Origin of the sequence: Aliihoeflea sp. 40Bstr573 (genome assembly GCF_024105655.1) — a bacterium.
Taxonomy (GTDB): domain Bacteria; phylum Pseudomonadota; class Alphaproteobacteria; order Rhizobiales; family Rhizobiaceae; genus Aliihoeflea.
In genome coordinates this window covers 1-22,936 of the sequence record NZ_JAAAMH010000031.1, presented here as the reverse complement: position 1 = coordinate 22,936, position 22,936 = coordinate 1, and the positions used below count along the sequence as shown (strand labels likewise).

Annotated in this window: 23 protein-coding genes and 3 pseudogenes; 23 read left to right on the top strand and 3 right to left on the bottom strand. The window is 66.8% G+C overall.

What is annotated here, in order from left to right; translation table 11 throughout:
- Window positions 1-199: 199 nt before the first annotated feature.
- The 5 genes from GTK01_RS19790 (at window position 200) to GTK01_RS19770 (ending at window position 7,134) form a co-directional block, all read left to right on the top strand.
- The gene (locus GTK01_RS19790; protein WP_252929379.1) at window positions 200-1,546 is read left to right on the top strand and encodes a site-specific integrase; all 1,347 of its coding nucleotides are present in this window, start codon (window positions 200-202) and stop codon (window positions 1,544-1,546) included.
- Window positions 1,546-3,384 carry a hypothetical protein gene (locus tag GTK01_RS19785; protein ID WP_252929377.1) on the top strand — a complete coding sequence of 613 codons (1,839 nt, stop codon included), beginning with the start codon at window positions 1,546-1,548 and terminating at the stop codon, window positions 3,382-3,384. The genes GTK01_RS19790 and GTK01_RS19785 overlap by 1 nt, the downstream gene beginning before the upstream one ends.
- The gene (locus GTK01_RS19780) at window positions 3,384-5,546 is read left to right on the top strand and encodes a hypothetical protein (RefSeq protein WP_252929375.1); all 2,163 of its coding nucleotides are present in this window, start codon (window positions 3,384-3,386) and stop codon (window positions 5,544-5,546) included. The genes GTK01_RS19785 and GTK01_RS19780 overlap by 1 nt, the downstream gene beginning before the upstream one ends.
- On the top strand, window positions 5,543-5,983 hold the full coding sequence (locus tag GTK01_RS19775) for a hypothetical protein (protein WP_038301261.1): 441 nt from the start codon (window positions 5,543-5,545) through the stop codon (window positions 5,981-5,983). Before GTK01_RS19780 ends, GTK01_RS19775 begins: the two co-directional genes overlap by 4 nt.
- A 218-nt stretch (window positions 5,984-6,201) precedes the next feature.
- Window positions 6,202-7,134 (top strand): ArdC family protein, encoded by a 933-nt coding sequence (locus GTK01_RS19770; protein ID WP_038301263.1) that lies wholly within the window; start codon window positions 6,202-6,204, stop codon window positions 7,132-7,134.
- 16 nt (window positions 7,135-7,150) lie between these two features.
- Here the strand turns inward: GTK01_RS19770 and GTK01_RS19765 are convergent, their stop codons facing one another.
- The gene (locus tag GTK01_RS19765) at window positions 7,151-7,579 is read right to left on the bottom strand and encodes a helix-turn-helix domain-containing protein (protein WP_038301264.1); all 429 of its coding nucleotides are present in this window, start codon (window positions 7,577-7,579) and stop codon (window positions 7,151-7,153) included.
- Window positions 7,580-7,664: 85 nt separating this feature from the next.
- On the opposite strand from GTK01_RS19765, the gene GTK01_RS19760 reads away from it, so the two are divergent.
- The 16 genes and pseudogenes from GTK01_RS19760 to GTK01_RS19685 all read left to right on the top strand — a co-directional run bounded on the left by GTK01_RS19760 (window position 7,665) and on the right by GTK01_RS19685 (window position 18,852).
- On the top strand, window positions 7,665-8,090 hold the full coding sequence (locus tag GTK01_RS19760; RefSeq protein WP_038301265.1) for a mercuric transporter MerT family protein: 426 nt from the start codon (window positions 7,665-7,667) through the stop codon (window positions 8,088-8,090).
- A gap of 26 nt (window positions 8,091-8,116) precedes the next feature.
- A complete protein-coding gene (locus GTK01_RS19755; protein ID WP_038301266.1) occupies window positions 8,117-8,410 on the top strand; it encodes a cation transporter in 294 nt (97 codons plus the stop codon).
- Between the two features lies 1 nt (window position 8,411).
- Window positions 8,412-8,651, top strand: coding sequence for a mercury resistance system transport protein MerF (gene merF / locus GTK01_RS19750; RefSeq protein ID WP_038301267.1), 240 nt, complete (start codon window positions 8,412-8,414; stop codon window positions 8,649-8,651).
- Window positions 8,652-8,655: 4 nt separating this feature from the next.
- Window positions 8,656-10,917: a bifunctional organomercurial lyase/mercury(II) reductase MerBA gene (gene merBA / locus GTK01_RS19745; RefSeq protein ID WP_038301268.1), complete on the top strand. Its 2,262-nt coding sequence runs from the start codon at window positions 8,656-8,658 to the stop codon at window positions 10,915-10,917.
- Window positions 10,918-11,045: 128 nt separating this feature from the next.
- Window positions 11,046-11,273: pseudogene (locus GTK01_RS19740) on the top strand (zincin-like metallopeptidase domain-containing protein); the annotation flags it as partial.
- Window positions 11,270-11,663: pseudogene (locus GTK01_RS19735) on the top strand (DUF2958 domain-containing protein). The pseudogenes GTK01_RS19740 and GTK01_RS19735, both read left to right, overlap by 4 nt.
- A 123-nt stretch (window positions 11,664-11,786) precedes the next feature.
- Window positions 11,787-13,937: a chromosome partitioning protein ParB gene (locus GTK01_RS19730; RefSeq protein ID WP_039194752.1), complete on the top strand. Its 2,151-nt coding sequence runs from the start codon at window positions 11,787-11,789 to the stop codon at window positions 13,935-13,937.
- A gap of 98 nt (window positions 13,938-14,035) precedes the next feature.
- Window positions 14,036-14,512, top strand: a complete 477-nt coding sequence (locus GTK01_RS19725; protein WP_012092595.1) for a hypothetical protein — start codon at window positions 14,036-14,038, stop codon at window positions 14,510-14,512.
- Between the two features lie 71 nt (window positions 14,513-14,583).
- Complete coding sequence (locus GTK01_RS19720) at window positions 14,584-14,850, top strand: DUF6117 family protein (protein ID WP_012092596.1); 267 nt, start codon at window positions 14,584-14,586, stop codon at window positions 14,848-14,850.
- On the top strand, window positions 14,847-15,143 hold the full coding sequence (locus tag GTK01_RS19715; RefSeq protein ID WP_012092597.1) for a hypothetical protein: 297 nt from the start codon (window positions 14,847-14,849) through the stop codon (window positions 15,141-15,143). The genes GTK01_RS19720 and GTK01_RS19715 overlap by 4 nt, the downstream gene beginning before the upstream one ends.
- A 612-nt stretch (window positions 15,144-15,755) precedes the next feature.
- The gene (locus tag GTK01_RS19710; RefSeq protein WP_012092608.1) at window positions 15,756-16,244 is read left to right on the top strand and encodes a DUF6878 family protein; all 489 of its coding nucleotides are present in this window, start codon (window positions 15,756-15,758) and stop codon (window positions 16,242-16,244) included.
- Between the two features lie 10 nt (window positions 16,245-16,254).
- Complete coding sequence (locus tag GTK01_RS19705) at window positions 16,255-16,635, top strand: hypothetical protein (protein ID WP_252929372.1); 381 nt, start codon at window positions 16,255-16,257, stop codon at window positions 16,633-16,635.
- Window positions 16,636-16,674: 39 nt separating this feature from the next.
- A complete protein-coding gene (locus GTK01_RS19700; RefSeq protein ID WP_012092610.1) occupies window positions 16,675-17,043 on the top strand; it encodes a thermonuclease family protein in 369 nt (122 codons plus the stop codon).
- 131 nt (window positions 17,044-17,174) lie between these two features.
- Window positions 17,175-17,732, top strand: coding sequence for a hypothetical protein (locus GTK01_RS19695; protein WP_039194755.1), 558 nt, complete (start codon window positions 17,175-17,177; stop codon window positions 17,730-17,732).
- Window positions 17,733-17,798: 66 nt separating this feature from the next.
- Complete coding sequence (locus GTK01_RS19690) at window positions 17,799-18,215, top strand: hypothetical protein (RefSeq protein WP_012092612.1); 417 nt, start codon at window positions 17,799-17,801, stop codon at window positions 18,213-18,215.
- Window positions 18,208-18,852, top strand: a complete 645-nt coding sequence (locus tag GTK01_RS19685; protein WP_252929370.1) for an antitoxin of toxin-antitoxin stability system — start codon at window positions 18,208-18,210, stop codon at window positions 18,850-18,852. Before GTK01_RS19690 ends, GTK01_RS19685 begins: the two co-directional genes overlap by 8 nt.
- Window positions 18,853-18,869: 17 nt before the next feature.
- Here GTK01_RS19685 and GTK01_RS19680 read toward each other — a convergent pair whose 3' ends face one another.
- A complete protein-coding gene (locus tag GTK01_RS19680) occupies window positions 18,870-19,253 on the bottom strand; it encodes a type II toxin-antitoxin system VapC family toxin (RefSeq protein WP_133675667.1) in 384 nt (127 codons plus the stop codon).
- Complete coding sequence (locus GTK01_RS19675) at window positions 19,250-19,507, bottom strand: type II toxin-antitoxin system Phd/YefM family antitoxin (protein ID WP_028034381.1); 258 nt, start codon at window positions 19,505-19,507, stop codon at window positions 19,250-19,252. Before GTK01_RS19675 ends, GTK01_RS19680 begins: the two co-directional genes overlap by 4 nt.
- A 161-nt stretch (window positions 19,508-19,668) precedes the next feature.
- On the opposite strand from GTK01_RS19675, the gene GTK01_RS19670 reads away from it, so the two are divergent.
- Together GTK01_RS19670 and GTK01_RS19665 are read left to right on the top strand one after the other, a co-directional pair.
- On the top strand, window positions 19,669-20,091 hold the full coding sequence (locus tag GTK01_RS19670) for an antirestriction protein (protein ID WP_012092616.1): 423 nt from the start codon (window positions 19,669-19,671) through the stop codon (window positions 20,089-20,091).
- 158 nt (window positions 20,092-20,249) lie between these two features.
- Window positions 20,250-22,817, top strand: a pseudogene (locus tag GTK01_RS19665) (strawberry notch-like NTP hydrolase domain-containing protein); the annotation flags it as partial.
- Window positions 22,818-22,936: the final 119 nt, after the last annotated feature.

The following is a 22,936-nucleotide window of genomic DNA, read 5'->3' as shown; positions in this document are numbered from 1 at the left end:
AGGTTCTCTCGGCTATGCTGGCGGCGGGTAGCTGGCGTCCACATCAGGTCTCTCCGAATAGGCTTCGACACCCAATTCGGAATCACGACCGCGCCAGCTACTCAACCCTTTCGAGACGGGCTCTTAGGTATCGTGCGTGCATTTGTATTTTACCAATCTTGACGCTATTTCGCGTCCGCTTTTCCTTGATGACCTTGCAGTGAGCCTCGCACCCGGCGCGCTCGACGTGGTCGAGCGCGCTGGGCTGATCGACGGCATGCCGTTCATCCTGATGGATGACGGCAGCTACGATCTCAATCTCAACCGGTTCTTCCGCGCCTGTCCGGGCATGGGCGCGCGGTCGCCGAACACGTGGCGTTCCTATGCCCGCGACATTCTCGTCTGGGCGCGCTTTCTCAGCGAGCGACGCGGTGGCAAGACGGTCTGGCAGGCCGACCGCCATGATGTCCTGGCCTTTCACCGGGCACGTCGCCTGTCGGACGCGGCGTTCCGCATTTCAGCGGCGAGCTGGAACCGAAGCATCGCCGCGCTCGACAAGCTCTATCGCTGGGCCGTCGAGGAAGGGATCATCTCTGCCTCGCCTTTCAGCTATGGCGTCACCCTTCGTCGGACCGCCGGCAGCCGCGCCGTGCTCGCCGTGGCGGCCAACCGCGCCCGCGAGCGCGCCGCGCGCCGCCACGACACCCGCTATATCGATCTCGGCCGCTACCTGCTGTTCCGCGAGGTGGGGCTGCGGGGCCGGCTTCCCGACGGCTCCGAAGATCGGACGTGGCGCGGCCGCAACGGCGAGCGCAATGCGCTGTTTGCCGAGCTTCTGGTCACGACCGGCCTGCGGCTGACCGAAGCCGGCAGCCTGCTTCTGGCCGAGCTTCCGGAGCCCGCATCACGCTCGATTCCCTTCGACCTTCCTGGTCCGATCGCCAAGGGCGGGCGGCCGCGGCGCATCCGCGTTCCCCGCCGGGTGCTGGCGCTCATGGCCGACTATGTCGATCTTGAGCGCGCGATCTCCACTGCCCGGTCCGAACCCCAGGTGTCCGATCCGCTGTGGTTGGTACCGGAGGATGGGAAGGCAAGAGATCCGGCGGGCAAGAAGGTCCGGCTCGACCGCCTGACGCCGGGTGAGCGCCGCCGCGTGCTGATCGGCGCGCCTGGCCGAGCGCAGCACGGCTTGCTCTGGCTGACGGAAGCCGGCCGGCCTGTGCCCTCCGCAACCTGGGAAGCCGCTTTTCGGCGCGCCTGCGTCCGCTGCCGCCGCTTCGGTATCGAGGTCGAGGTGACGCCGCACACTCTGCGGCACACCTTCGCCGTCAACATGCTCTCCATGCTGATCCGCGAGCAGATCGGAACCGTGTTCGATCCGCACGACCGGCACGGCGCGGCCTATCGCCGGATGCTCGGCGACCCCTTGCAGAAGCTCCAGCACCTCCTGGGGCACGCAAGCATCACCAGCACCTACATCTATCTCGACAGTCTCAATGAGGCGCAGGAGCTGGTCGAGGCGGCCGTGGACCGCTGGGCGGACGATACGGCTGGTGATGCAGCATGATGGCCGCGACGACTGCTCCAGCACGACGGCCGGGCCGCCGTGCCCTCTTTCCCGAGGCGCTGCCCGATCCCGAGCGCGAGGCCGCCGCTGCGATCGCGTCGCTCCGCTTCACTGTCACGCTGGCAGACCGCAGCAGGGCGATCGACCTGACGATGCTCGCTGGCCGCAAGGCACTGGCCCGGACGTTTGCCGGCGCGCTCTGGCGCGCCTGCCAGGTCGGCGGTCCGGCCGGCTCGATCTCGACGGCCTATGCCTATGCCAATGCGCTCAAGACGTTCTGGCGCTATCTCGATTCCGCCGGAATGCACGTCGCACGGCTCTCTGACGTGAGCGCTGCCTTGATCGACGGCTTCGACGCATGGATGGAGGAGAGCGGCCTGCATCCCAATCACCGGCTGCATCGAATGAGCAAGGTGCTCAACCTGCTCCGCCTCGCCGAGGCGGCGGAGCCCGGCCTTCTGCCACCCGATGCCTCGCGACGGCTGATGTATACGAGCGACCGGCCGGGTGTGCGCGCCCGGCCGCGCGATGCCTATGGCGACGACATCGCCACGGCATTGCGGACCGCGGCACGCGCCGATCTCGCTGCTATCATCCGCCGCTTCGCCGAGGCCGATCGCATCCCGACCGTCGAGGATGCCGATCGGGGCCGCGTTCTGGCGAGGGCGCATGAACAGGTGATGGCGGTGATCGACGCGGAAGGCGTCATCGGGCACCGGCATGCTCTCTTCAAGTGCCTCTACACGCTGCGCCGTGAAAGCGGCCTGCCGAACGATCGCCTGATCCACGATCTGCACGGCCGCCGGCATCTGATCGCTGCCGACCTCGTGCCGCTCATCGTCCTCATTTCGCTCGACACCGGCCTGGAGATCGAAGCGATCAAGAGCCTGCGGGCGGACTGCCTGAAGAACCCGTCCGGCGGCTATGTCGAGGTTGAGTATTGCAAGCGGCGGGCGCGCGGCGCCGAGTGGAAGCGGCTGCGCGGGCGCGACGGCGGCTCCTCGACGCCGGGCGGTTTGATCCGCAAGGTGCTGCAATGGACCGGTCCGGCGAGAAGCCGGCTTGGCGCCGACACGCTCTGGGTCCACTGCGCCTGGGGCCGATTGACCCCGCGCCCTATCAGCATGAAGGAGCCCGTGGCTTCATGGATCGGCCGAAGCGGCATCCTCGATGAACAGGGCCGGCCCCTTCGCCTCAACCTGACGCGCCTGCGCAAGACGCACAAGGCGGCATGGTACCGGCGTACCGGTGGCCAGCTTGACCGCTTCGCCGTTGGCCACAGCGTCGCAGTCGCGGCCGATCACTACGCCGATATCCCCGCGCTTCGCCACCTGCATGAGGCGACCGTGGCCGACGCCATGTGCGATGCGCTCGATGCCGCGTTGCGGCCGTGCGTCCTGTCCTCGGAAGAGGAGGGTGCCGTCCTGGCCGATCCCGAGCAGGCAACCAGTCTTCCCGTTGCCGGTACCGCCGCGATCGGCGCGCTGCTCGGCGGCGAGCAGGATGTCTGGCTCGCCAGTTGCGCCGGCTTCTACAAGAGCCCGTTCGGGCTAGAAGGGGAAGCCTGTCCGTCGCCCTTCTGGGGGTGTCTCGAATGCAGCAATGCGGTGATTACCGCCCGCAAGCTGCCCGCGCTTCTCGCATTCCTCAACTTCATCCGGGCACAACGGCAGGCGCTCAGCGAAGGCGACTGGATCGCCAAGTTCGGCCGCGTTCACGGACGCATTGCCGATCAGATTCTGTCCCGGTTTGCCGACGCGGAGATTGAGGAGGCTCGCCAGATTGCGGCGTCGGACCCGGCGCTCATCTACCTGCCGCCCGAAGCGGCAGCGCCATAATGCCGGGTTCCATCACGCTCTCGCCGCGGACGTCGTTGCCGTCGGCCATTTATGGCGACGGCGAGCCCGTGCTTGCCGGTGTCGCGGTCAGGGACGATGTCGACCGCAGTGAGCTTCCCCGCTTCGGGGACGATCTCTGGGATTTGGGCGCCGCCATCTTCCGGGTCAACGCCCGCTACAGCAACTACCGGCTGAACTTCGCCGGCATCGCCGATCCCGTCACGCGACGGTTGGCGAAGGAGTATGTGATCGCCCGGCTGCGCATTCATGTGCCGGGATACCGGGCGCCCTGCGGCGCGACCTCGGCGATCCGGCTGCTGCGCTACGTCCAGCATTTCGCCGCGTTCCTCCGCGCGCGGACTGGCGCCGTCGATCTCAGCCGGATCGATCAGGCGCTGCTCGACGCCTACCTGGTGCATGCCCGCGACGGCGGGCGGCGGATGCCGCACGAGACGGTGAAGTATGTCGAGGTGCCGATCGACCTGCATCACCTGGCGCCATGGCTAACCGGCGGCGGCATAGGTTTCCTGCCGTGGCGTGGACGTGCGGCGCACCGCGTTGCGGGCCGGCCGCCGGCGCCCGCCGAGAACGCCACGCCGCGGATTCCCGAGCCGGTCATCGGCGCCATGCTGCGCTGGGCGCTCAGATATGTCGAAGTCTATGCGTCCGATATCCTCGCCGCGCGGGCAGAACTGGACGCTCTCGAAGCCCGCTGCGCAAAGGTGATGGCGCGGGACGAGCGGACCGGACGAGCCGTCGCCAGCACCTATCGCGCCCGCGTGGCGAAGTGGCTCGACGTGCGCCGGGCCATGGGCCGAGGCGTACCGATCTGGGAGCACGCGCCCAACGTCGCCCGCCGCATCGACCCGCTCACCGGCGAACAGACCCCGCCCTACAATCTTCACCTGATGCGGCTTCACGCCGGTGCGCGAGAGAGCGGCCGCATCAGCCAGTCCGAACCGACGGCGCGGCTGATCGAGCAGGCGGCAGCCGAGCTCGGCACCGAGGTGGGCGGCCTCGACACGCCGATCTCGACCGATCCGGACACCGGCTTGCCATGGCGCGAGCGCTTCGACGCCCTCAGCCTCGCCCGCGAGGAACGGATGCTGCAGGGTGCCTGCTATCTCGTCTGCGCCTACCTCACCGGCATGCGCGACAGCGAGGTGCAGGCGATGCAGCCGGGTTGCGTGTCGGTGATGCGCAGCGCCGACGGCCTGGTCGAGCGCTACCGGGTGCGCAGCACCGTCTACAAGCGCCATGGGGCACGAGGCGCTCAGGCCGACTGGATCACGATCGAGCCGGTCGCCCGCGCCGTCGCGGTCATGGAGGTACTCTCGGCGCGCAATCGCAAGGAGAAGGGATTGTCGTCGCTGTGGGTGGCGCTGAAGGACTGGCCCTGGAGCAACGATCATCTCGGGATGGGTGCGACGCCGACGCTCAACCTGTTCCGCGACGGCCTCGATGGACGCTCGGAAGGGGGACCGGCGATCCCGCGCGTCGGCGACGAGCCATGGAAGTTCACGACACGGCAACTGCGCCGCACCATCGCCTGGTACATCGCCAACCGGCCGTTCGGCACGGTCGCGGGCAAGATCCAGTACAAGCATGCCTCGGTCGCCATGTTCGAGGGCTATGCCGGATCGGCGCCGGCCGATTTCCGCCTGGCGATCGAGCGCGAGCGTGCGCTCGGCCAACTCGACGATATTGTCGCCCATTACGAGGCCTGTCTTCGCCGTGAAGGCCCGGCGGGGCCAGGCGCTCACCGACTGCTCCGCGAGTTCGCCCGCGTCCAGCACGAGCTTGGCGATCTTCCGGGCCGGATCACGGACCGCAAGCGGCTGCGCACCATGCTCGCCCATCTCGGCCGGACCCTGCATGTCGGCTTCCTCAACGACTGCCTGTTCGATGCGGCGACCGCGCTCTGCCTCAAAGATGCACCGGATGCCGAGCAAACGGCGCCAGCCCTGTCGCGATGCAGCCCCGACCGCTGCCCGAACGCCTGCCTGACCGACCGGCACCGCGAGCCGTGGCAGGCTTCGATCGCCGAGGGCGAAGCGCTTCTGGCCGACCGGCGCCTGTCGCCGCTGCAGCGCACGGCGATCCTTGCGGACAACGAGCGCAAGCGCCGGCTGATCGCACCGCTCATGGACGGTGATGCATGACCGCGCTCGGGCCGAAGAGCGAAGCCGCGCTGAGGGCGGCCATGGCGCGGCTGCTCGACGGCCGCCCCGAGCGTACCGACGGCGCGCTGACAGTCTCAAACCTGGCGCGCGAGGCCGGCGTCAGCCGGGCGACGGCGAACCGCGCGGTCGATGTGCTCGCCGAGTTCCGTACCGCCGAAGCGCGCCGCCGGCAATCGTCGCCCCTGGTGCTCAAGGGACGCATCCGCGCACTCGAAGCGGAACTGCGCGCCGTGCGCGGGGCCGAGATGGCCGAGCTGCGGGCGCTCGCCCGCACGCTCGCGCAGCGTATCCAGGTGCTGACGTTGCAGGTCGCCGAGCGTGATGCCGTGATCGAGGGCCTGCGGGAGGAACTGGCCCGATCCGGCAACACGAGGGTCATTCCGTTGCGGCGCTCGCCCCAAGACGGCGCCGGCTGAGAGCCGCGTATCCACGCACCGGTCGGTCCGCGCTCCGCCGATCATGGCCGGTGCCTCCTGTGCTCGCCCGTCGAGGCAGGGCTCGGGTTGTGGCAGACGCTGCCGGCCCATCAACCCTGTTCCGCACCAGCACCGAGAACAGGGTGTGACGGGCCGGCTCGCCGCGTCTGCCCCTGCCGCCTCGCCCTCGACGGAGAGGGCGAGCACAGGAGGCACCCATGACCACCAATCGCAGCAGCCAAGCCCGGACTGGCAACGATGTCTACGAGCGCGTCACCAGCCAGATCATCGCCGCCATAGAGGCCGGCGCCGGCGAGTACCGGATGCCCTGGCATCATGACGGATCGGCCATCACCACGCCCGTCAACCTCGCCTCGCGCAAGGCCTATCGCGGCATCAACGTCATCGCGCTCTGGGCCGCGGCGCAAGCGGCGGGCTATTCCGTTGGCATCTGGGCCACCTACCGCCAATGGCAGGCGCTCGGCGCTCAGGTTCGCAAGGGCGAGCGCGGCCACCTGGTCGTGTTCTGGAAGATCTCCGGTCGCAACAGTGAGGCAGACGCTGAGGACGGCGACGAGGATCGCGACGAGCCCGCCCAGCGCATGTTCGCCCGCGGCTATACGGTCTTCAACTGCGCGCAGGTCGACGGTTACACGCCGCCCGAGATGCCGGTGCTGCCCGAGGCCGAACGGATCGCGCATGCCGAACGCTTCTGCGCCGCTCTCGGCATCGACATCCACCACGGCGGATCGCAGGCCTGTTACATCCCCTCCAGGGACCATGTGCAGATGCCCGACTTCGCCTGCTTCCGCGACGCCGTCGCCTACTACGCCGTGCTGCTTCACGAATGTGGGCACGCCTCGGGCGCCAGGCACCGCCTCGACCGCGATCTTTCCGGACGGTTCGGCTCGGCCGCTTACGCCATGGAGGAATGCACGGTCGAGCTCCTGAGCGCCATGATCTGCGCCGATCTCAATCTCAGCGTCGAGCCGCGGCCCGACCACGCCCGCTACATCGCCTCATGGCTCGAGGTGCTGCGCTCCGACAAGCGCGCCATCTTCACCGCTGCCAGCAAGGCACAGCAGATCGCCGACTGGATGCACGACCAGCAGGCCGAGACTCGTGAGCACGATGTCAGGGGCGCCGCATAGGCGCCCTTCAACTCGATCAGTTGACAGCCGATTCCTGGAACAGCGTCTCGATCAGCGGGCATTCCGGCCGCGTGCCGCCGGCGCATTGCGCGACCACGTCCTTCAGCACTCTTTCCATGCGCTTCAGATCGGCGATCTTCGCCCGCACGTCGTCGAGATGCGTCGCGGCGATAGTGCTTGCCTCGGCGCAAGGCCGGTCGCGCTCGTCGACGAGACGCAGCAGCTCACGGATCTCATCGAGCGAGAAGCCGAGCTCGCGCGCCCGCAAGACGAAGCGGAGCCGCCGCTCGTGCGCGGTGTCGTAGCTCCGATAGCCCGCCATCGTGCGTGGCGGCTCGGGCAAGAGCCCGACCTTCTCGTAATAGCGCACGGTCTCCAGATTGCTGCCCGTCCGCCGCGCGAGCTCGGCCCGCTGCAGGCCCTTCACGCCGGTGTGATCGCGCATCGCAAACTCCCTCTTGACCCTGTAGTTGCTACAGACCGCACATTAGCGCGCAGATAGGAATTCGGCAAGGAAGGCGAGGCCCGACATGAGTGTATTTCGACACGGAACGGCGGAGATTGCGCCGACTGCAGAGAACCTGGCGGCGGCACAGCGTGGCGAAGCCGGGCGGCAGCGCCTGGTTGCCGTCGGCGGTGTTCTCGGTGCGCTTGCCGCCTCGTCCTGCTGCATCATCCCGCTCATCCTATTCAGTCTCGGCATCGGCGGCGCCTGGATCGGCAACCTGACGGCGCTCGCGCCATACAAGCCATTCTTCGTCACGGGGACGGTAGGCGTCCTCGGCTACGGCTACTACCTCGTCTATTGGAAGCCGCGGCAAGCCTGCGCCGATGACGCCGCCTGCGCACGCCCGATCCCCAGCGGTCTCGTTCAGATTGCACTGTGGAGCGCAACGGTGCTCGTCGCAGCCGCCTTTGCCTTCGACTACGTCGCCCCGCTGCTGCTTGCCCCCTGATACCAGACCAAGAGGAGACCTGCCTGATGAACAAGCTTTTGAGCACGCTCACCCTGATCGGCGCCATCATGACGGCTTCGGCCGCCTTCGCCGCCGACCGCACGGTCACTTTCGCCGTCGACAACATGACCTGCGCTTCCTGCCCCTACATCGTGAAGACCTCGATGGCGGCGGTCCCCGGGGTCTCGGATGTGGTCGTCTCCTTCGAAGCCAAGACCGCGACCGTCACCTTCGAAGACACGAAGACGAACTCCGACGCCATCGCGGCTGCCAGCGCCAATGCCGGCTATCCCGCACACCCTCGACAACAGGGCAGCTGAGATGAACGACCGCGCCCTGGTCCGCACCGGCGCGGCGGGCGCCATAATCGCCGCGATCTGCTGCGCGACGCCCATTCTGGCCGTCCTTCTGCCGCTTGTCGGTCTGGGCGCATGGCTGGGCGGCGCGGATATAGTGGCGTTTTCGCTGCTCGCCGTCAGCCTGGGACTCATAGCGTGGGGCCTCTACCGCCGCCGCGCCGATGCGGCCAGCAGCGAGAGCAAGAACCACAGGGAAGTCTGAAGCCATGAACGATTGCTGTGCGTCCTCTTCTCGGAACAAGATTGCGGTATCCGCATCGGTGACCTTGCCGAACTATGAGGTGCGGCCGGGTGTGACGTTTCCCGACTGGTCGGTGGTCATATCGCCCGCGGTCAGAGATGCCCTTGCGGCCATGGCCGGCTCCGATCATGTGCTCAATCGCTGGAGCGGCTATGATGCGGCCGTCGACGCCGTTCGGGTGGCATTACTGCAGTTCTATGCGGAACACGGCCGAGCTCCACTCCCCAGCGCTCTTGCCGAGCGCGCCGGGGTGAGCGAGACGGCCATTTGGCCGCAGCTCGAAGAACTTCGCCGCCGCGACCTCGTCGTGCTCGACGGCGAGCGGATCGTCGGCGCTTATCCCTTCACTGACCAGGACACGGGTCATCAGGTCACGCTGGACGGGCGCGTTCTCAATGCCATGTGCGCGGTCGACGCGCTCGGCATCGGCGCCATGACCGGTCGCGACATTGCGATCGCCTCGCGCTGCCGCCATTGCGGTACGCCGATCCGGATCACCACACGAGATCGCGGCCGTGTCGTAGCGCAGGTCGAACCGGTGACGGCCGTCATGTGGCTCAGCGTCCTCTACGAAGACGGGTGCGCGGCGAGTTCTCTGTGCACGGCAACCTCGTTCTTCTGCTCGGACGATCATCTTGCCGCGTGGCGTCAGGAGCATCCTGCAGACTCCCCGGGATTTCGGCTGTCGATCGAGGAAGGTCTGGAGGCCGGCTGCGCTCTGTTCGGGCCGAGCCTCGCCGGCCTCGATACAGCGCCACGCCCGCCGGTTGAGCCGACATTGGGAAGCACGGCAGTGACGGACCGCCCCGTCCGCAAGAACCGTGGCAATGGGGGTGCCTACGACCTCGTCGTGATTGGCGCCGGCTCGGCCGGGTTCTCGGCGGCGATCACGGCCGCCGACCAGGGCGCACAGGTGGCGCTCATCGGCAGCGGCACCATCGGCGGCACCTGCGTCAATATCGGCTGCGTGCCGTCAAAGGCCCTGATCCGCGCCGCCGAGACGCTACACAACGCCCGGGCTGCAACCCGCTTTGCCGGAATCACGGCGGAGGCCGAACTGATCGACTGGCGCGGAACCGTCCGCCAGAAGGACGCGCTGGTTTCCGAGCTGCGCCAGGCCAAGTATGTTGACCTGCTCCCCGCCTACAACGGCATCGCGTATCGCGACGGTCCGGCGCGCCTCGTTGACGGCGGTGTCGCAGTGAACGGCACACACCTTCCCGCCGGCAAGATCATCATCGCAACCGGCGCACGACCAGCGGTCCCGGCCATTCCCGGCATCGACACCGTGCCGTATTTGACCAGCACGACCGCGCTCGACCTCGAGGCGCTGCCGCGCTCGCTGCTCGTGATCGGCGGCGGCTATATCGGGGCGGAACTCGCCCAGATGTTTGCCCGTGCCGGCGTCAAGGTGACGCTCGTCTGTCGGTCCCGTCTGCTCCCCGACGCCGAGCCCGAGATCGGCGCGGCGCTGACCAAGTATTTCGAGGAGGAAGGGATCACTGTCGTCCCTGGCATCGCCTATCGTGCGATCCGCAAGACCGAGGGCGGAGTTTCGCTGACGGCTGGGCGCGACGGTCAGGACATGGCCATCGAAGTCGATCAGGTGCTGATCACCACCGGGCGCGCGCCCAACATCGAAGGCCTCGGGCTCGCCGAGCATGGCGTCGCCCTCTCGCCAAAAGGCGGCGTCATCGTCGATGACCGCATGCGCACGACCAAAGCCGGCGTCTATGCCGCCGGCGACGTCACCGGCCGCGACCAGTTCGTCTACATGGCCGCCTATGGCGCCAAGCTCGCCGCCAGGAACGCCCTCAACGGCGACAGCCTACGCTACGACAACAGCGCCATGCCCGCCGTCGTGTTCACCGACCCGCAGGTTGCGAGCGTCGGACTAACCGAGGCCGCGGCGCGGACGGCTGGCCATGCCGTTCGCGTCTCGACGATCGGGCTCGACCAGGTGCCGCGTGCGCTCGCCGCCCGCGACACCCGCGGCCTCATCAAACTCGTGGCCGATGCCGCCGGCGGTCGGCTACTCGGCGCGCACATTCTCGCACCCGAAGGCGCCGACAGCATCCAGACCGCCGCTTTGGCGATCCGGCAGGGCCTCACCGTCGATGACCTCGCCGATACGATCTTTCCGTACCTCACCACGGTCGAGGGCCTCAAGCTCGCGGCCCTGTCCTTTAGCAAGGACGTCGCCAAGCTGTCTTGCTGCGCCGGCTGAGCAGCCGTCAGGACCTCTGCGCGCTACACGAATCTGTCTCACGGGGCCGAGATCGATCGGACCCTGCGGTTTTCAGGCAAACGACGCCGCAAAATCCGACTGAGACAGCTTGACTGTTCAGATAACGCGCCGAGATGAACGCGGCCTTCTGCTGCGCCTCGCTCGGCATCGTGCCGACCGTGCGCCACGCCGACTACATCGGCTCCTGGCTGGAGGTGCTGCGCGAGGATAACCGCGCCATCGTCCGCGCCGCTTCGCAGGCGAGCAAGGCGGCCGACTGGCTGCTGTCGCATCTGCCCGACGAGGACGGCGCTGAATCGGTTGCGGCCTCGACCGAGCGGAGGGTGGCGGCATGATCCTCCTGACCCGTACCCAGCGTGCGCAGCTCCTCGCCAATGGCCGGCAGCGCGGCGCCGATCACGTCCCCGTCGTCAAATTCTTCAATCCCTTCGGCGCGGGCGTCTGGCTCGCCACCGAGCTGGATCAGGGCGGCGACATCATGTTCGGCCTGGCCGATATCGGCTACCCCGAACTCGGCTCGTGGAGCCTGGAAGAGCTGCGTGGGGTCCGGTTGCCCTTCGGCATGGGGATCGAGCGGGATCTGCTCTTCACCGGGGATTTCCCGATCTCGGTCTGGGCGGAGGCTGCGTGGGAAACCGGCAGCATCCACGGCGGAACGAGCCCTCTACCGCGCCGGTGCGGCATTCACCCGCACATCCACAGATACGGAAAGCCGGGAATCCTGATTTCCGGTTGCCGGCTTTGTGGCCTGGCGTCGCACTCTTCAGAGGAAGAGGGCGGCGCTTCGCTTCGTGACGGGTTGGAGGTCGAGAGAGTGGCTCCCGGCCGCCCGTCGCGGAGAAATCACCATGGCCAAAGCTGCCAGGAAGAAGCCCGTCGCCCCGATGATCGTCTTTTCACGGGCGCGCGACATTCCGTTCAACCGGATCAGGCTGTCGGACAGCAATGTTCGCGAGGCTGACGTCGAGGCGGGTCTGGACGAACTTACCCATGACATCGACCGGCGCGAGGATCTCGTGCAGGGCCTCAACGTTCGCGCCATCCTCGACGCGGACGGCGTTGAGACCGGCGATTTCGAGACCCCGGCCGGCGGCCGCCGCTACAGGTCCATCGCGCGCCTCGTCGAAGCCGGTCGCTTCCCGGCCGATGGCCTCGTCCCCTGCATCGTCAAGAAGGCCGATGCCAAGACCTCGGCAGTCGACGACTCGCTGGCCGAGAACCTGCTGCGCCTCGCCCTGCATCCGCTCGACCAGTTCAAGGCGTTCAAGCGGATGTTCGACATGGGCATGTCGAAGGAGGAGATCGCCGACGCCTGGCGGACCACGCCGCGCTACATCATGCAGCGCCTTCGTCTCGCGACGGTCGCGCCGGCGCTGCACGACGCCTATGCGCGGAATGAGATGACGCTGGCGATGCTGGAAGCCTTCACCGTCAATCCCGACCACGAGCGCCAGCAGCAGGTCTGGGAGCGGATCAGCACGTCGTGGCAGAAAGAGCCCTGGCACATCCGCAGCCTGCTGACCGAGACCACGGTTCCGGCTGCCGACAAGCGCGCCCGCTTCATCGGCATCGACGCCTATGAGGCGGCGGGCGGCCCGGTGCTGCGCGATCTCTTCTCCGACGAGAACGGCGGTTGGTTGCAGGACGTCACGCTGCTCGACCGCCTGGTTGACGAGAAGCTGCGCACTGTCGCCGACGAGATCGCCGGACAGGGCTGGAAGTGGATCGACGCGGCAGTCGAACTTCCCTACGGCTACGCCAACGGCCTGCGCAGGCTGGTCGGTGTGACCCAGGAGCTGACCGACGAGGAGCGCACCGCCCGCGAGGCGCTGCGCGACGAGTATGACGAACTCGAAGCGCAGTATGCAGAAGCCGACGACCTGCCCGATGAGATCGACCAGCGGCTCGGGGAGATCGAAGCCGAGTTGGAAGGCTTCGAGAACCGGCCCGTCACCTTCGCGCCGGAAGACATCGCCCGTGCCGGTGTTTTCGTCAGCATCGACCGCGATGGCGAGTTGATCGTCAGTCCCGGTTATGTCCGCCCCGAGGACGAACAACCCGAGAGCGTCGATGGTGAGGATGCGGGCGAAGGTGCCGACCCGTCCGATCCCGATGCGGTGCAGCGCGCGGTTATCACCGTCGGCGGCGAGCCGGTCCCGGACGGCGATGAAGAGGAGGACGATGCCGTCAAGCCGCTGCCCGAGCGGCTGGTGACCGACCTGACCGCCTGGCGGACGCTGGCGTTGCGCAATGCGCTTGCCGAGAATCCGCGCGTCGCCATGACGGCGCTGCTGCACAAGCTGGTTCTCGATACTTTCGAGCGCACCGCCACCTCGGGAACCAGCCTCTATGCCGCCGTGCGTCACATCTATCTTCCCACGGATGCGACCGGGCTCGCTGACAGCGCCGCCGCGAAGATGATCGACGAGCGCGCGGACGCCTGGCGGGGCGACATCCCCGCTGGCGATGACGACCGGCTCTGGGACTGGATCGACGGTCTCGACGATGCCAGCCGCCTGGCGCTGCTCGCCCATTGCGTCAGTTTCGGGGTCAACGCGCTTTACGAGCGGCCCAACCCCTATTCGGGGAATGGCATCTCGCAGCACGGTCTCGACCGCCGCATGGCCGAGGCCGAACGGCTGGCACAGGCCACCGGCCTCGATCTCGTCGAAGCGGGCTGGAGGCCCACGGTCGAGAACTACCTGGGTCGCGTGACCAAGACCCGCATCATCGAGGCGGTGCGCGAGGGCGCCGGCGATCGCGCGGCCGATCTCATCGCGCATCTCAAGAAGGGCGATATGGCGAAGGAGGCCGAACGGCTCCTGGCCGATACCGGCTGGCTGCCGGAGCCGCTGCGCCCCGCCATCGAGGCGCAGGCCGTGGATGGCGCGACCGATCAGGACGAGGACAGCGTGGCGCTGCCCGACTTCCTCGCCGGTGGCCATGAGGACACGGCCGAGGCCGCCGACGATCCAGAGGCCCTCGTCGCCGCCGAGTGACGCGCAGCAGCGGGGCGGCCTCCGCCGCCCCGCATTCCATCCCTTCCATCTGAAGGCCCGGCATCTCGCCGGGCCGCTTTCGTTTCAGGAGCAAGATCATGTCCGCTTCCCTCATTTTCGACATTGCGCCTCTCGGCTCGCTCGTGGCCTATAGCGACGGCCAGCCGAAACCGCCCGCACGTTTCACCAAGAAGCTCGCCGCGTGGAAATCCCGCAACGGGGCCGGTCGCCTCGTGCGCAAGGAACCGGGCCGCGAGCGCCCGACCTACACGACGCCGCCGTCCTTCACCCTGCATGAGGGTGATTTCGGCGAAGGCGGCATCATCCTCATCACCATCATGCGCAGCTACGGCATCGACAGCGATCTGAGCTTCCGGGTTGTCGAACGCCCGAAGATCGGTCAGGTCCGTGTTGTGCAGGATGTCGGAGAGAACGTCGAATTGCTGCACCTCGCGGAGAACCACGAGGCGGCCGAACTCTGGCTAGCCAGGAACGGCTACAGCCGCGCGCGCCTCGAGGAGATCACCGCCGACGAGGCAGGCGCCGATGCCGTCGAGGGTCGAGCTGCCGCGTGACCATCGCCGATCCCGTTCATCCGGCCCGCTTGTCCCGTGACGGCGGGCCTTCTTCGTTTCAGGAGAACACAATGGCCATTCCCGATCCCGTTCGAACGAACTTCGACACTCTGCTTCGTGCTGCCGATGACGGCAATCTCGCCCTTATGGAATGCCTCGACGCCGCGACCCGTGAGACACGCTATGTCCTGTGCGCGGTCGGCCGCGACGGGGGTGATTACGTCTTCACGCCGTTCGGCCATCTCGCAAGCGGCAACCCCTATGACGCCTATCTGCCGCCGGATCCCGACGATCCTGCCGGCTTTGTCGAGAAGGCCGAAGATGGGGGCGCATCATGATGACGGTCGATGAAATCTTCGCCGATGACCGCCGCAATCCGCCATCGGAGCGCTCGCTTCCCTGGGAGGAAACCCGCAACGGCGTCACCGTCATCGTGGAACCGAAACCGCATTGGGCCGAGGACATGCGCGCCTTCCGGCTCGATGCCCGCGAATACTGCCGCTATGCCGACTGGACGGCCCATGGCGCCCGGACGCGCTTTTTCGGTCATATCGACACCTCCGGCGACGATGTGATGATGAAGGCCCGCGCCATGATCGCCCGCGAAATCGCCGATGGGTTCTGGGACTGACCGGCCCTGAAAGCCGAACCTTGCACACGGGGCTATCGGGTATCGCTGCACAAGCAGCGATGGATCGAGTTCGAGCTTCACCATTGCGCCAACTCCTTGGTGTTGTGGGGGCAACGGGTTCCGTCCCCGGCCTGAAACACACCCTGAATATCCGCCGGCAACGAGGCTGGCGCAGCAAAGCATCTGCGACGGGTTTCCGGCACCGGCTCGACGCAAAGCACCATCCCCCGCTTCCATTCGCTAACCTTGGTCCGACCGTCTCTTTGCATTCAACCCCGGTGGGGTCGGCTTACGCGCGCGTGCCGCCCTCGGGGATTCGGAAAGAATCCGAACGCCCGAGGGTGATTGCAGATCCGGTCAGACACTTCGGGCGCCTGTCGCGCGGGGGATGGTCCCCCGCCTCCAAAGACAGGAGCCGGAACCCATGTCCTACGCAGATGCCACCGCTTTCGCCGCCAGCCTCGCCACCACGCTGCGCATCGCCAGCGGCGGTGCCGAGGCCTCGCCTCGGCTCTGGAAAGGGAGAGTTGGGCCGGGATCGGGGCGAGCCTGGCGGAAGGAGAGGAGAGCGCCGCCGGGCCATATCATCCCGCTCTCCTGGAGGATCATCCAATGACCGATACCGACAAACCAGCCACGCCGGAATTCGACATGGCCGCCAGCGTCGCGCGCTTCTTCGCCGAGCGCGATGAGCGCAACCGTCGCGCTGAAGCGGTCCGTCCCGACAACAAGACGGCGCTGTTCGATGCGCTGGCCGCCGCAGGCATCACTCTCGTGACCGTCACCTTCGACGGTTCTGGCGACAGCGGCCAGATCGAGGACATCACCGCGCAATCGGACGACCGGACCGTGGACCTGCCGCAGGGCGAGATCACCATTGCCACGGTGGCATGGGGAACCGACAAGGTGACCGCAATCTCAATGGGCGTTGAGGCGGCCATCGAACAGCTCGCCTATGACTTCCTCTCGGAAACCCATGGCGGCTGGGAGAACAATGATGGCGCCTATGGCGAGTTCAGCTTCGATGTGGCGGCGCGCACCATCACGCTCGACTACAACGAGCGCTACACCGCCACCGAATTCTACAGTCACGAGTTCTGAGGGGGCGGAAATGGCACATCCCTATCATCATGCGCTCTCGTCGGTGAAGAAATGGGGCGGCACGGTCGAGGATTACTTGCCCATCCATAGCTGGTTCGATGCCAGCAAGGAGATCCTGGCCGATTTTCGTCATCGCGCGCTTCGCCACCATGCCGAGGGCATCTTCATGGCCGAGACCATTTTCGGGGCGACGATCACCCTGTCCACCGGCAGGGTGATCCCGGCCCGATGGGTCGGGGAGCAGCATGTCCGCGAGGATCTGGGCCGTATCCCGTCCTTCGCCGATTGGGCGCGGGCAATCCACGCGGCGCCTTGGATGGGGCGGACGCAGCGGATCGAGGCGGAGGTCGATCCGCATTGCGTCAATGGCCGACTTCAGGAAGAAGTCTGAGCAGTCGCGTCAGCCTCCCCCTTATGAAAGCCTCTTGCCATGCTCAGCCATATCGTCATCTCCGTCCTGCTCTGCACGGCTTCCTGCGAACCGGCGGAAATCCGCGTCTGGGACGGTGACTCGATCCGGCTGGGTATGGGACAGCAGTCCGAAGCTGTTCGGATATTCAACATCGACGCTCCCGAAATGGAGGGCCGCTGCATCCATGAAACCGACCTTGCCCGGCAAGCGAAGATCAGGCTGGCGGAAATCCTGCAAGGTCGGCGGGTCGAAATCCTGCGTCAGGGGACCGACCGCTATGGCCGGACCCTGGCGGCGATACGCGTCGAAGGCCGCGATGTCGGCGATATTCTCGTCGATGAAGGGCTGGCGAGAACCTGGGCCGGGCGGCGTGAGCCCTGGTGCTGATCGCCGGATCGTCCCGCCGAGGTGCGGGACGATCCACCGTCGGGACGGGAGAGTAAGAGTGCGGGCCGGTTGGCCGTGACGGATTGTGAGGCGGGAGAGGGGCTTCCGCCGTCCGTCGCGGAGCATTCCCCATGAGCCTTTCCCACCACACCACTTTCGCCTCGATCGGCGAAATTGTCGCGCGACAGATCCTGCCCCGGCTGCGTCATGCCCAGAAGCTGCCGCTGCGCATCTCCTGCATCGGTATCGCCAGCGATGACGAAAGCGATGACGTCGGCGGCTTCGACCGCACGCTCGTCATCGGCCAGTGCCAATCCCCCGAAGAGGCGCTGATCATCGCCAGCCAGCGCGTTGCGCGCGGTGATTTCCGCGTTGGACAGGGCGATGCGCTGCGCTTTCGCCCCCGCGTCATGGTCATTCAGGACAACGAACTGGGCCTTGTCCTTGCCGGTGAGGTCCGGGCCGGGATCGTGCTCTGGCAGCATCCGGTCGCCTCCGACGCCGAGGCTCGCCGCACCGTCACGGAGGCCAGCCGTCTGCGGGGCATGGCCTTCACGGCATCCGGGCGCGGCGATGCGGTATCGGCTCGTGATCTCCGCCACCGCGCCAGCCTGCTCGAGGCGCGGCTGGTCGATCCCTTCTGGCGCGAGACGACTGCCGATCTGCTGCGGCTGCCACAAGCTGCCTGACCTGTCGCCCCTTTCCATCCACTAGGCCCGGCCCCGCGCCGGGCCTTCTCGTTTCAGGAGCCTGACATGGCCGACTACTTCACCCATTTCTCCTGCCTGCTCGACGTGGGCAGCCCCGAGAACGCCGCCCGCGCGCTTGATCTCTACAACGCGCTGGCGCGCGAAAACGCCGCCGAAGATCCGCCCTCGGACGGTTTCATGCTTTCGATCCAGCCCGAACATGGCGGCACCCAGCTCTGGATGCGCGATGACGGCACCGGCGATCCCGAGCATGTCATCCAGTTCGTCAAACGCTGTGCCGCCGCGTTCGGCCTGACCGGGCTATGGGGGATGCAATACGCCAATACCTGCTCACGTCCGAGAATCGACGGGTTCGGGGGCGGCGCGCATGTCCTCGACCTCGCCACCGGCGAGACGGTGGACTGGATCTACACCGACGGTTGGCTTTCCACCGTTCTGGACGGGGGCGACCCCAATGCCTGACGTCATCGAAACCACGGTCTATCGGCTCGACGAGCTTTCCGAAGCCGCGAAAGACAATGCCTGCGCCTGGTATCGCGAGGGCGGCTTCGACTACGATTGGTACGATGCCGTCTATGAGGATTTCCGGCGGATCGCGGACATCCTCGGCATCCGCATCAAGAGCCGCACCGTCCGCCTCATGGGCGGCGGCGTGCGACAAGAGCCTTGCATCTGGTTTACGGGCTTCTGGTCGCAGGGCGATGGCGCCGCGTTCGAAGGCCACTATTCCTATCGCAAAGGCACGGCGGCGGAAATCCGTATCTATGCGCCGAAGGATGTGGAGCTGCACCGCATCGCGGATGCCCTGCACCAGGCGCAACGCCGCAACTTCTACCAGTTGACCGCCGAGGCGACCCATCGGGGGCGATACTATCACGAATACTGCATGGCGATCTCGGTCACCCGCGACAGCCCGACCTGGCAGGACATGACCGCCGATGCCGAGGAGACCGTCATGGAGGCATTGCGCGATCTCGCCCGTTGGCTTTATCGCCAGCTTGAGCGCGAATACGACTACCTGACTTCGGATGAGGCGGTCGATGAGGCCATCGTTGCCAACGAATACAGCTTCACAGTTGATGGAAAGCGCTTCGGCTGAAACCCTTCTGCGCTGCCTCACAGAACCGACAGCAGGTCCGTCCGTGAGAAGTCGTCGCCGACGAAGAGCAACGGGCAGCCGCGTTCGCTGGCGACCTCATAGGCGAAGCAATCCCCGTAGTTGAGTCCGGCGGGATGAACGCCCTTGCCCCAGCGGGCATAGGCTTCGGCGATCCTGCGTGCCGAGGCTTCAGTGACGGAGACCACCTCGAACCCAAGGCCCTCGATCAGGGCGGCGATCTCTTCACCGACATTGCGCCGCCCGGCGACGATCAGCGCCTCGGCCACTGTTCCGGCCGAGATCAGCAGGCCGTCTGCCGCCTCGATCGCCACCATGCAGGTCTCGGCCTGCGGCTCGTCCAGCACGATGGCCATCAGCGCCGAGGTATCGACGGCGATCATGCCGGCATCCCGTCATCCCCGTAGAGGAAATCCTGGCTGCGCGCGGCAGCCGCGCCGGGCAATGCCTTGCCCCGCGCCGTGGCCCGGACCCGCTCCATCAGCGCGCGCCGGCCTTTCGGGGTCGCCACCACGGCAACCGGCACGAGGCGGGCGACCTCGTGGCCCCGCCGCGTCAGGATCACCTCGTCGCCGGCTTCGGCCCGCTTCACCAGTTCGGTGAGCTGCCCCTTCGCCTCGGTGACAGAAACCCTCATCGCATATCACTCCAGATGTTCTCCGCTATTCTGCACAAGATGGTCCAGATAATGGTCCACTTCAAGCCCCCAGAGCGAAAGGAGGGCCGGGAACAGGTGCCCCCGGACGGGTTGAGAGAGGGTCGTCCGGCAGGTGCCCCTTTCCCTCTCGGAGACCGATCATGGCTTTGCCCGAACTTGCTTCCCAATCCGCAATCCGCGTCCCCGACGAACGCCGCATGGACTTCCTGCCGCGCCTTTTTGGCCGGCGCCTGCTCATCATCGGCGAGCATACCGTCTTTCGCTTCATGGAGATACTCAGCCCCGGCGATTACGGCGGCGGGCTCTGGGATTTCTACGAACGCGCCGGCCAGCCGCTCTATCTCGCGCCGACCTCAAAGCCCCGTTGCCGCCTGTTCTGCGAAGGCAACGGCTTCGAGGGCGAGGTCTCAAGCGATGCCGCCGGGATCATCGCCACGCTCTTCGCCTTCTCGCATCTTTCCTTCCGCTACGATGACGACGAACTCGCCGAGGGCTATGGTCGCCTCTACGAGCATGCCGCCGATCACGCGGAGGCGGCGGCGATTTTCCAGGCCATCGACTGAAACCCACAAGCGCCCAGCCTGACGGTCGGGCGCTTGTTTCATGCCTGCTTTCGCCACGGCTTCAGAGCGAGAGATGGGCCGGAAGGGGTTTGAGCCGGTGCGGTCGAGAGAGAGCGCTGCCCGGCTTGATCCTGACTTGCTCTCCCGAGGAATCCCCGATGAACATGATTTCCGCATCCGCGGCGGCATCCGCCACCGCGCCGCTTCCGTTCGACCATGACGCTGAGACCGCGGCCTGCGTTTTCACCGCTGCCGGTCTGCTGCTGCCGCATCTGGAACGCGGTCAGCGTGTCGACGCCGCCACGCTGCGCGGCGCCATGGAGGCCGCCTTCGGCACGTCCGATGCCACCGGCGCTTGGGACTGGAAGACCGCCTATGATGCCTGCGAGGCGGCGACCGTCCTCTTCCTGCGCAAATACGGCAATGCACTTTTCCGCAAAGCCGGGTCTCCGTCGGCAATCCTGCCGCAGCTTACGAAAATTGCCGGGCTCCTGCCGACCCACACCCGGCGTTCCGAGGAAGCGCAGACCTTCCAGCAGTTCTCCACCCCGATCCCTCTCGGCTTCGCTGCGGTGACGGCGGCGGCGATCACGCACGCCGACCGCGTGCTGGAGCCCTCGGCCGGCACCGGGCTCCTCGCCATCCTGGCCGAGATCGCCGGCGGTGCGCTGCTCGTCAACGAACTGGCCGAGGTCCGCGCCGGCCTGCTTTCCTCCCTCTTTCCGGCCCTGTCCGTCACCCGCTTCGACGCCGCCCAGATCGACGATCATCTCGATCCCGGCCTGATCCCGACAGTGGTGCTGATGAACCCGCCGTTCTCGGTCATGGCCCATGTCGAGGGCCGCGTGGCTGATGCCGCCTTCCGCCATGTCGCCTCGACGCTGGCGCGCCTTGCGCCCGGCGGGCGGCTCGTCACCATCACCGGCGCGAGCTTCGCCCCCGACAATCCGGCCTGGACGGCTAACTGGAAACGGCTGCAGGAGCGCGGCCGCGTGGTCTTCTCGGCCGTCATCGATGGATCGGTCTATGCCAAGCACGGCACCACCATCGACACGCGGCTGACCGTCATCGACAAGCTGCCCGCCGAAGACCCGGCGGTGTTCCCGGCAGCGCCCGGTGTGGCGTCGGATGTTGCCACCCTGATGGGCTGGCTGGCGGAGCAGCTTCCGGCCAGGCTTCCCGTCGATCCCGGCCTGGCCGTGCCGGTGGCACGACCGACCGCGCCGCGCACCGTGCGCGGCTATGTCAACCGCGCCGCGCGATCCGCGCCCGACGCGCCCCTTGCGGAACCGGAGGCCGTGCCGGTCGCCTACGAGATCGTGGATTGGGAACCGGCCGAGGGCGGCCGCCTCTCCGACGCGATCTACGAGGAATACGGTCTTCAGACCATCCGCATCGCCGGGGCGCAGGCGCATCCGACCCAGCTCGTGCAGTCGGCCTCGATGGCGAGCATCGCGCCGCCGAAGCCGAGCTATCGTCCGGTGCTGCCCAAAGACATTCTCGGCAGGCTGTCCGAGGCGCAGTTGGAGACGGTGATCTATGCCGGCGAGGCCCATATGGGATTCCTCGCCGGGGCTTGGACGGTGGACGACACGCTCGACAATCTTGCTGCCACGCCGGAGGACGCCAAGGGCGCCGTCCGCTTCCGCCAAGGGTTCATGGTCGGCGATGGCACCGGCGTCGGCAAGGGCCGGGAATCCGCAGCGATCATCCTCGACAACTGGATGCAGGGGCGGCGCAAGGCGGTCTGGATCTCGAAGTCCGACAAGCTGCTGGAGGATGCGCAGCGCGACTGGTCGGCGCTTGGCATGGAGCGGCTGCTGGTCACGCCGCTGTCGCGATTCCCGCAAGGCGCAAAGATCACCCTGAACGAAGGCATCCTATTTCTAACCTATGCCACGCTGCGCTCCGACGACCGCGGAGAAAGGATTTCCAGGGTCAGGCAGATCGTCGAATGGTTGGGTTCCGACTTCGATGGAGTGGTGATTTTCGACGAGGCGCACGCAATGGCCAATGCCGCAGGAGGCAAGGGAGAACGCGGCGATGTCGCCGCCAGCCAGCAGGGCCGTGCCGGGCTGCGCCTCCAGCACGCCCTGCCGCAGGCCCGCGTGGTCTATGTCTCGGCCACCGGCGCCACCACCGTCCACAATCTCGCCTATGCGCAGCGGCTCGGTCTCTGGGGCGGCGAGGATTTCCCATTCTCGACCAGGGCGGAGTTCGTCGAGGCGATCGAGGCCGGCGGCGTCGCGGCGATGGAGGTGCTGGCGCGCGACCTGCGGGCGCTTGGCCTCTACACCGCCCGCTCGCTGTCCTTCAAAGGCGTGGAATACGAGTTGCTCGACCACGAACTGACCCCTGAACAGGTCCGCATCTACGACAGCTATGCCGATGCCTTCGCCATCATCCATAACAATCTCGATGCGGCGATGCAGGCCGCCAACATCACCGGCGGCGAGGGCGGGTCCGGCACGCTGAACCGGCAGGCCAAGTCCGCCGCCCGCTCGGCCTTTGAGAGCGCCAAGCAGAGGTTCTTCGGGCACCTGTTGACGTCGATGAAAACCCCGACGCTGATCCGGTCCATCACGGCCGATCTGGAAGCGGGACATTCTTCCGTCATCCAGATCGTCTCGACCGGCGAGGCGCTGATGGAACGGCGGCTGGCAGAGATCCCCACCGAGGAATGGGGCGATCTGAAAATGGACCTGTCGCCGCGCGAGTATGTGATCCAGCCCCACTGAACGGGTCCACCTTGAGTTATGGTTTTGACCATGAAGGAGGACCACGATGAGCAACAAACGACACAAGCCGGAAGAGATCGTCACGAAGCTTCGGCAGGTTGAAGTCC

What these genes read in the sequence shown, in the direction of transcription:
- GTK01_RS19785 (WP_252929377.1), top strand. Translation starts at nt 1,546, where the DNA reads ATGGCCGCGACGACTGCTCCAGCACGACGGCCGGGCCGCCGTGCCCTC.
- GTK01_RS19780 (WP_252929375.1), top strand. Translation starts at nt 3,384, where the DNA reads ATGCCGGGTTCCATCACGCTCTCGCCGCGGACGTCGTTGCCGTCGGCC.
- GTK01_RS19775 (WP_038301261.1), top strand. Translation starts at nt 5,543, where the DNA reads ATGACCGCGCTCGGGCCGAAGAGCGAAGCCGCGCTGAGGGCGGCCATG.
- GTK01_RS19770 (WP_038301263.1), top strand. Translation starts at nt 6,202, where the DNA reads ATGACCACCAATCGCAGCAGCCAAGCCCGGACTGGCAACGATGTCTAC.
- GTK01_RS19765 (WP_038301264.1), bottom strand. Translation starts at nt 7,579, where the DNA reads ATGCGCGATCACACCGGCGTGAAGGGCCTGCAGCGGGCCGAGCTCGCG.
- GTK01_RS19760 (WP_038301265.1), top strand. Translation starts at nt 7,665, where the DNA reads ATGAGTGTATTTCGACACGGAACGGCGGAGATTGCGCCGACTGCAGAG.
- GTK01_RS19755 (WP_038301266.1), top strand. Translation starts at nt 8,117, where the DNA reads ATGAACAAGCTTTTGAGCACGCTCACCCTGATCGGCGCCATCATGACG.
- merF (WP_038301267.1), top strand. Translation starts at nt 8,412, where the DNA reads ATGAACGACCGCGCCCTGGTCCGCACCGGCGCGGCGGGCGCCATAATC.
- merBA (WP_038301268.1), top strand. Translation starts at nt 8,656, where the DNA reads ATGAACGATTGCTGTGCGTCCTCTTCTCGGAACAAGATTGCGGTATCC.
- GTK01_RS19730 (WP_039194752.1), top strand. Translation starts at nt 11,787, where the DNA reads ATGGCCAAAGCTGCCAGGAAGAAGCCCGTCGCCCCGATGATCGTCTTT.
- GTK01_RS19725 (WP_012092595.1), top strand. Translation starts at nt 14,036, where the DNA reads ATGTCCGCTTCCCTCATTTTCGACATTGCGCCTCTCGGCTCGCTCGTG.
- GTK01_RS19720 (WP_012092596.1), top strand. Translation starts at nt 14,584, where the DNA reads ATGGCCATTCCCGATCCCGTTCGAACGAACTTCGACACTCTGCTTCGT.
- GTK01_RS19715 (WP_012092597.1), top strand. Translation starts at nt 14,847, where the DNA reads ATGATGACGGTCGATGAAATCTTCGCCGATGACCGCCGCAATCCGCCA.
- GTK01_RS19710 (WP_012092608.1), top strand. Translation starts at nt 15,756, where the DNA reads ATGACCGATACCGACAAACCAGCCACGCCGGAATTCGACATGGCCGCC.
- GTK01_RS19705 (WP_252929372.1), top strand. Translation starts at nt 16,255, where the DNA reads ATGGCACATCCCTATCATCATGCGCTCTCGTCGGTGAAGAAATGGGGC.
- GTK01_RS19700 (WP_012092610.1), top strand. Translation starts at nt 16,675, where the DNA reads ATGCTCAGCCATATCGTCATCTCCGTCCTGCTCTGCACGGCTTCCTGC.
- GTK01_RS19695 (WP_039194755.1), top strand. Translation starts at nt 17,175, where the DNA reads ATGAGCCTTTCCCACCACACCACTTTCGCCTCGATCGGCGAAATTGTC.
- GTK01_RS19690 (WP_012092612.1), top strand. Translation starts at nt 17,799, where the DNA reads ATGGCCGACTACTTCACCCATTTCTCCTGCCTGCTCGACGTGGGCAGC.
- GTK01_RS19685 (WP_252929370.1), top strand. Translation starts at nt 18,208, where the DNA reads ATGCCTGACGTCATCGAAACCACGGTCTATCGGCTCGACGAGCTTTCC.
- GTK01_RS19680 (WP_133675667.1), bottom strand. Translation starts at nt 19,253, where the DNA reads ATGATCGCCGTCGATACCTCGGCGCTGATGGCCATCGTGCTGGACGAG.
- GTK01_RS19675 (WP_028034381.1), bottom strand. Translation starts at nt 19,507, where the DNA reads ATGAGGGTTTCTGTCACCGAGGCGAAGGGGCAGCTCACCGAACTGGTG.
- GTK01_RS19670 (WP_012092616.1), top strand. Translation starts at nt 19,669, where the DNA reads ATGGCTTTGCCCGAACTTGCTTCCCAATCCGCAATCCGCGTCCCCGAC.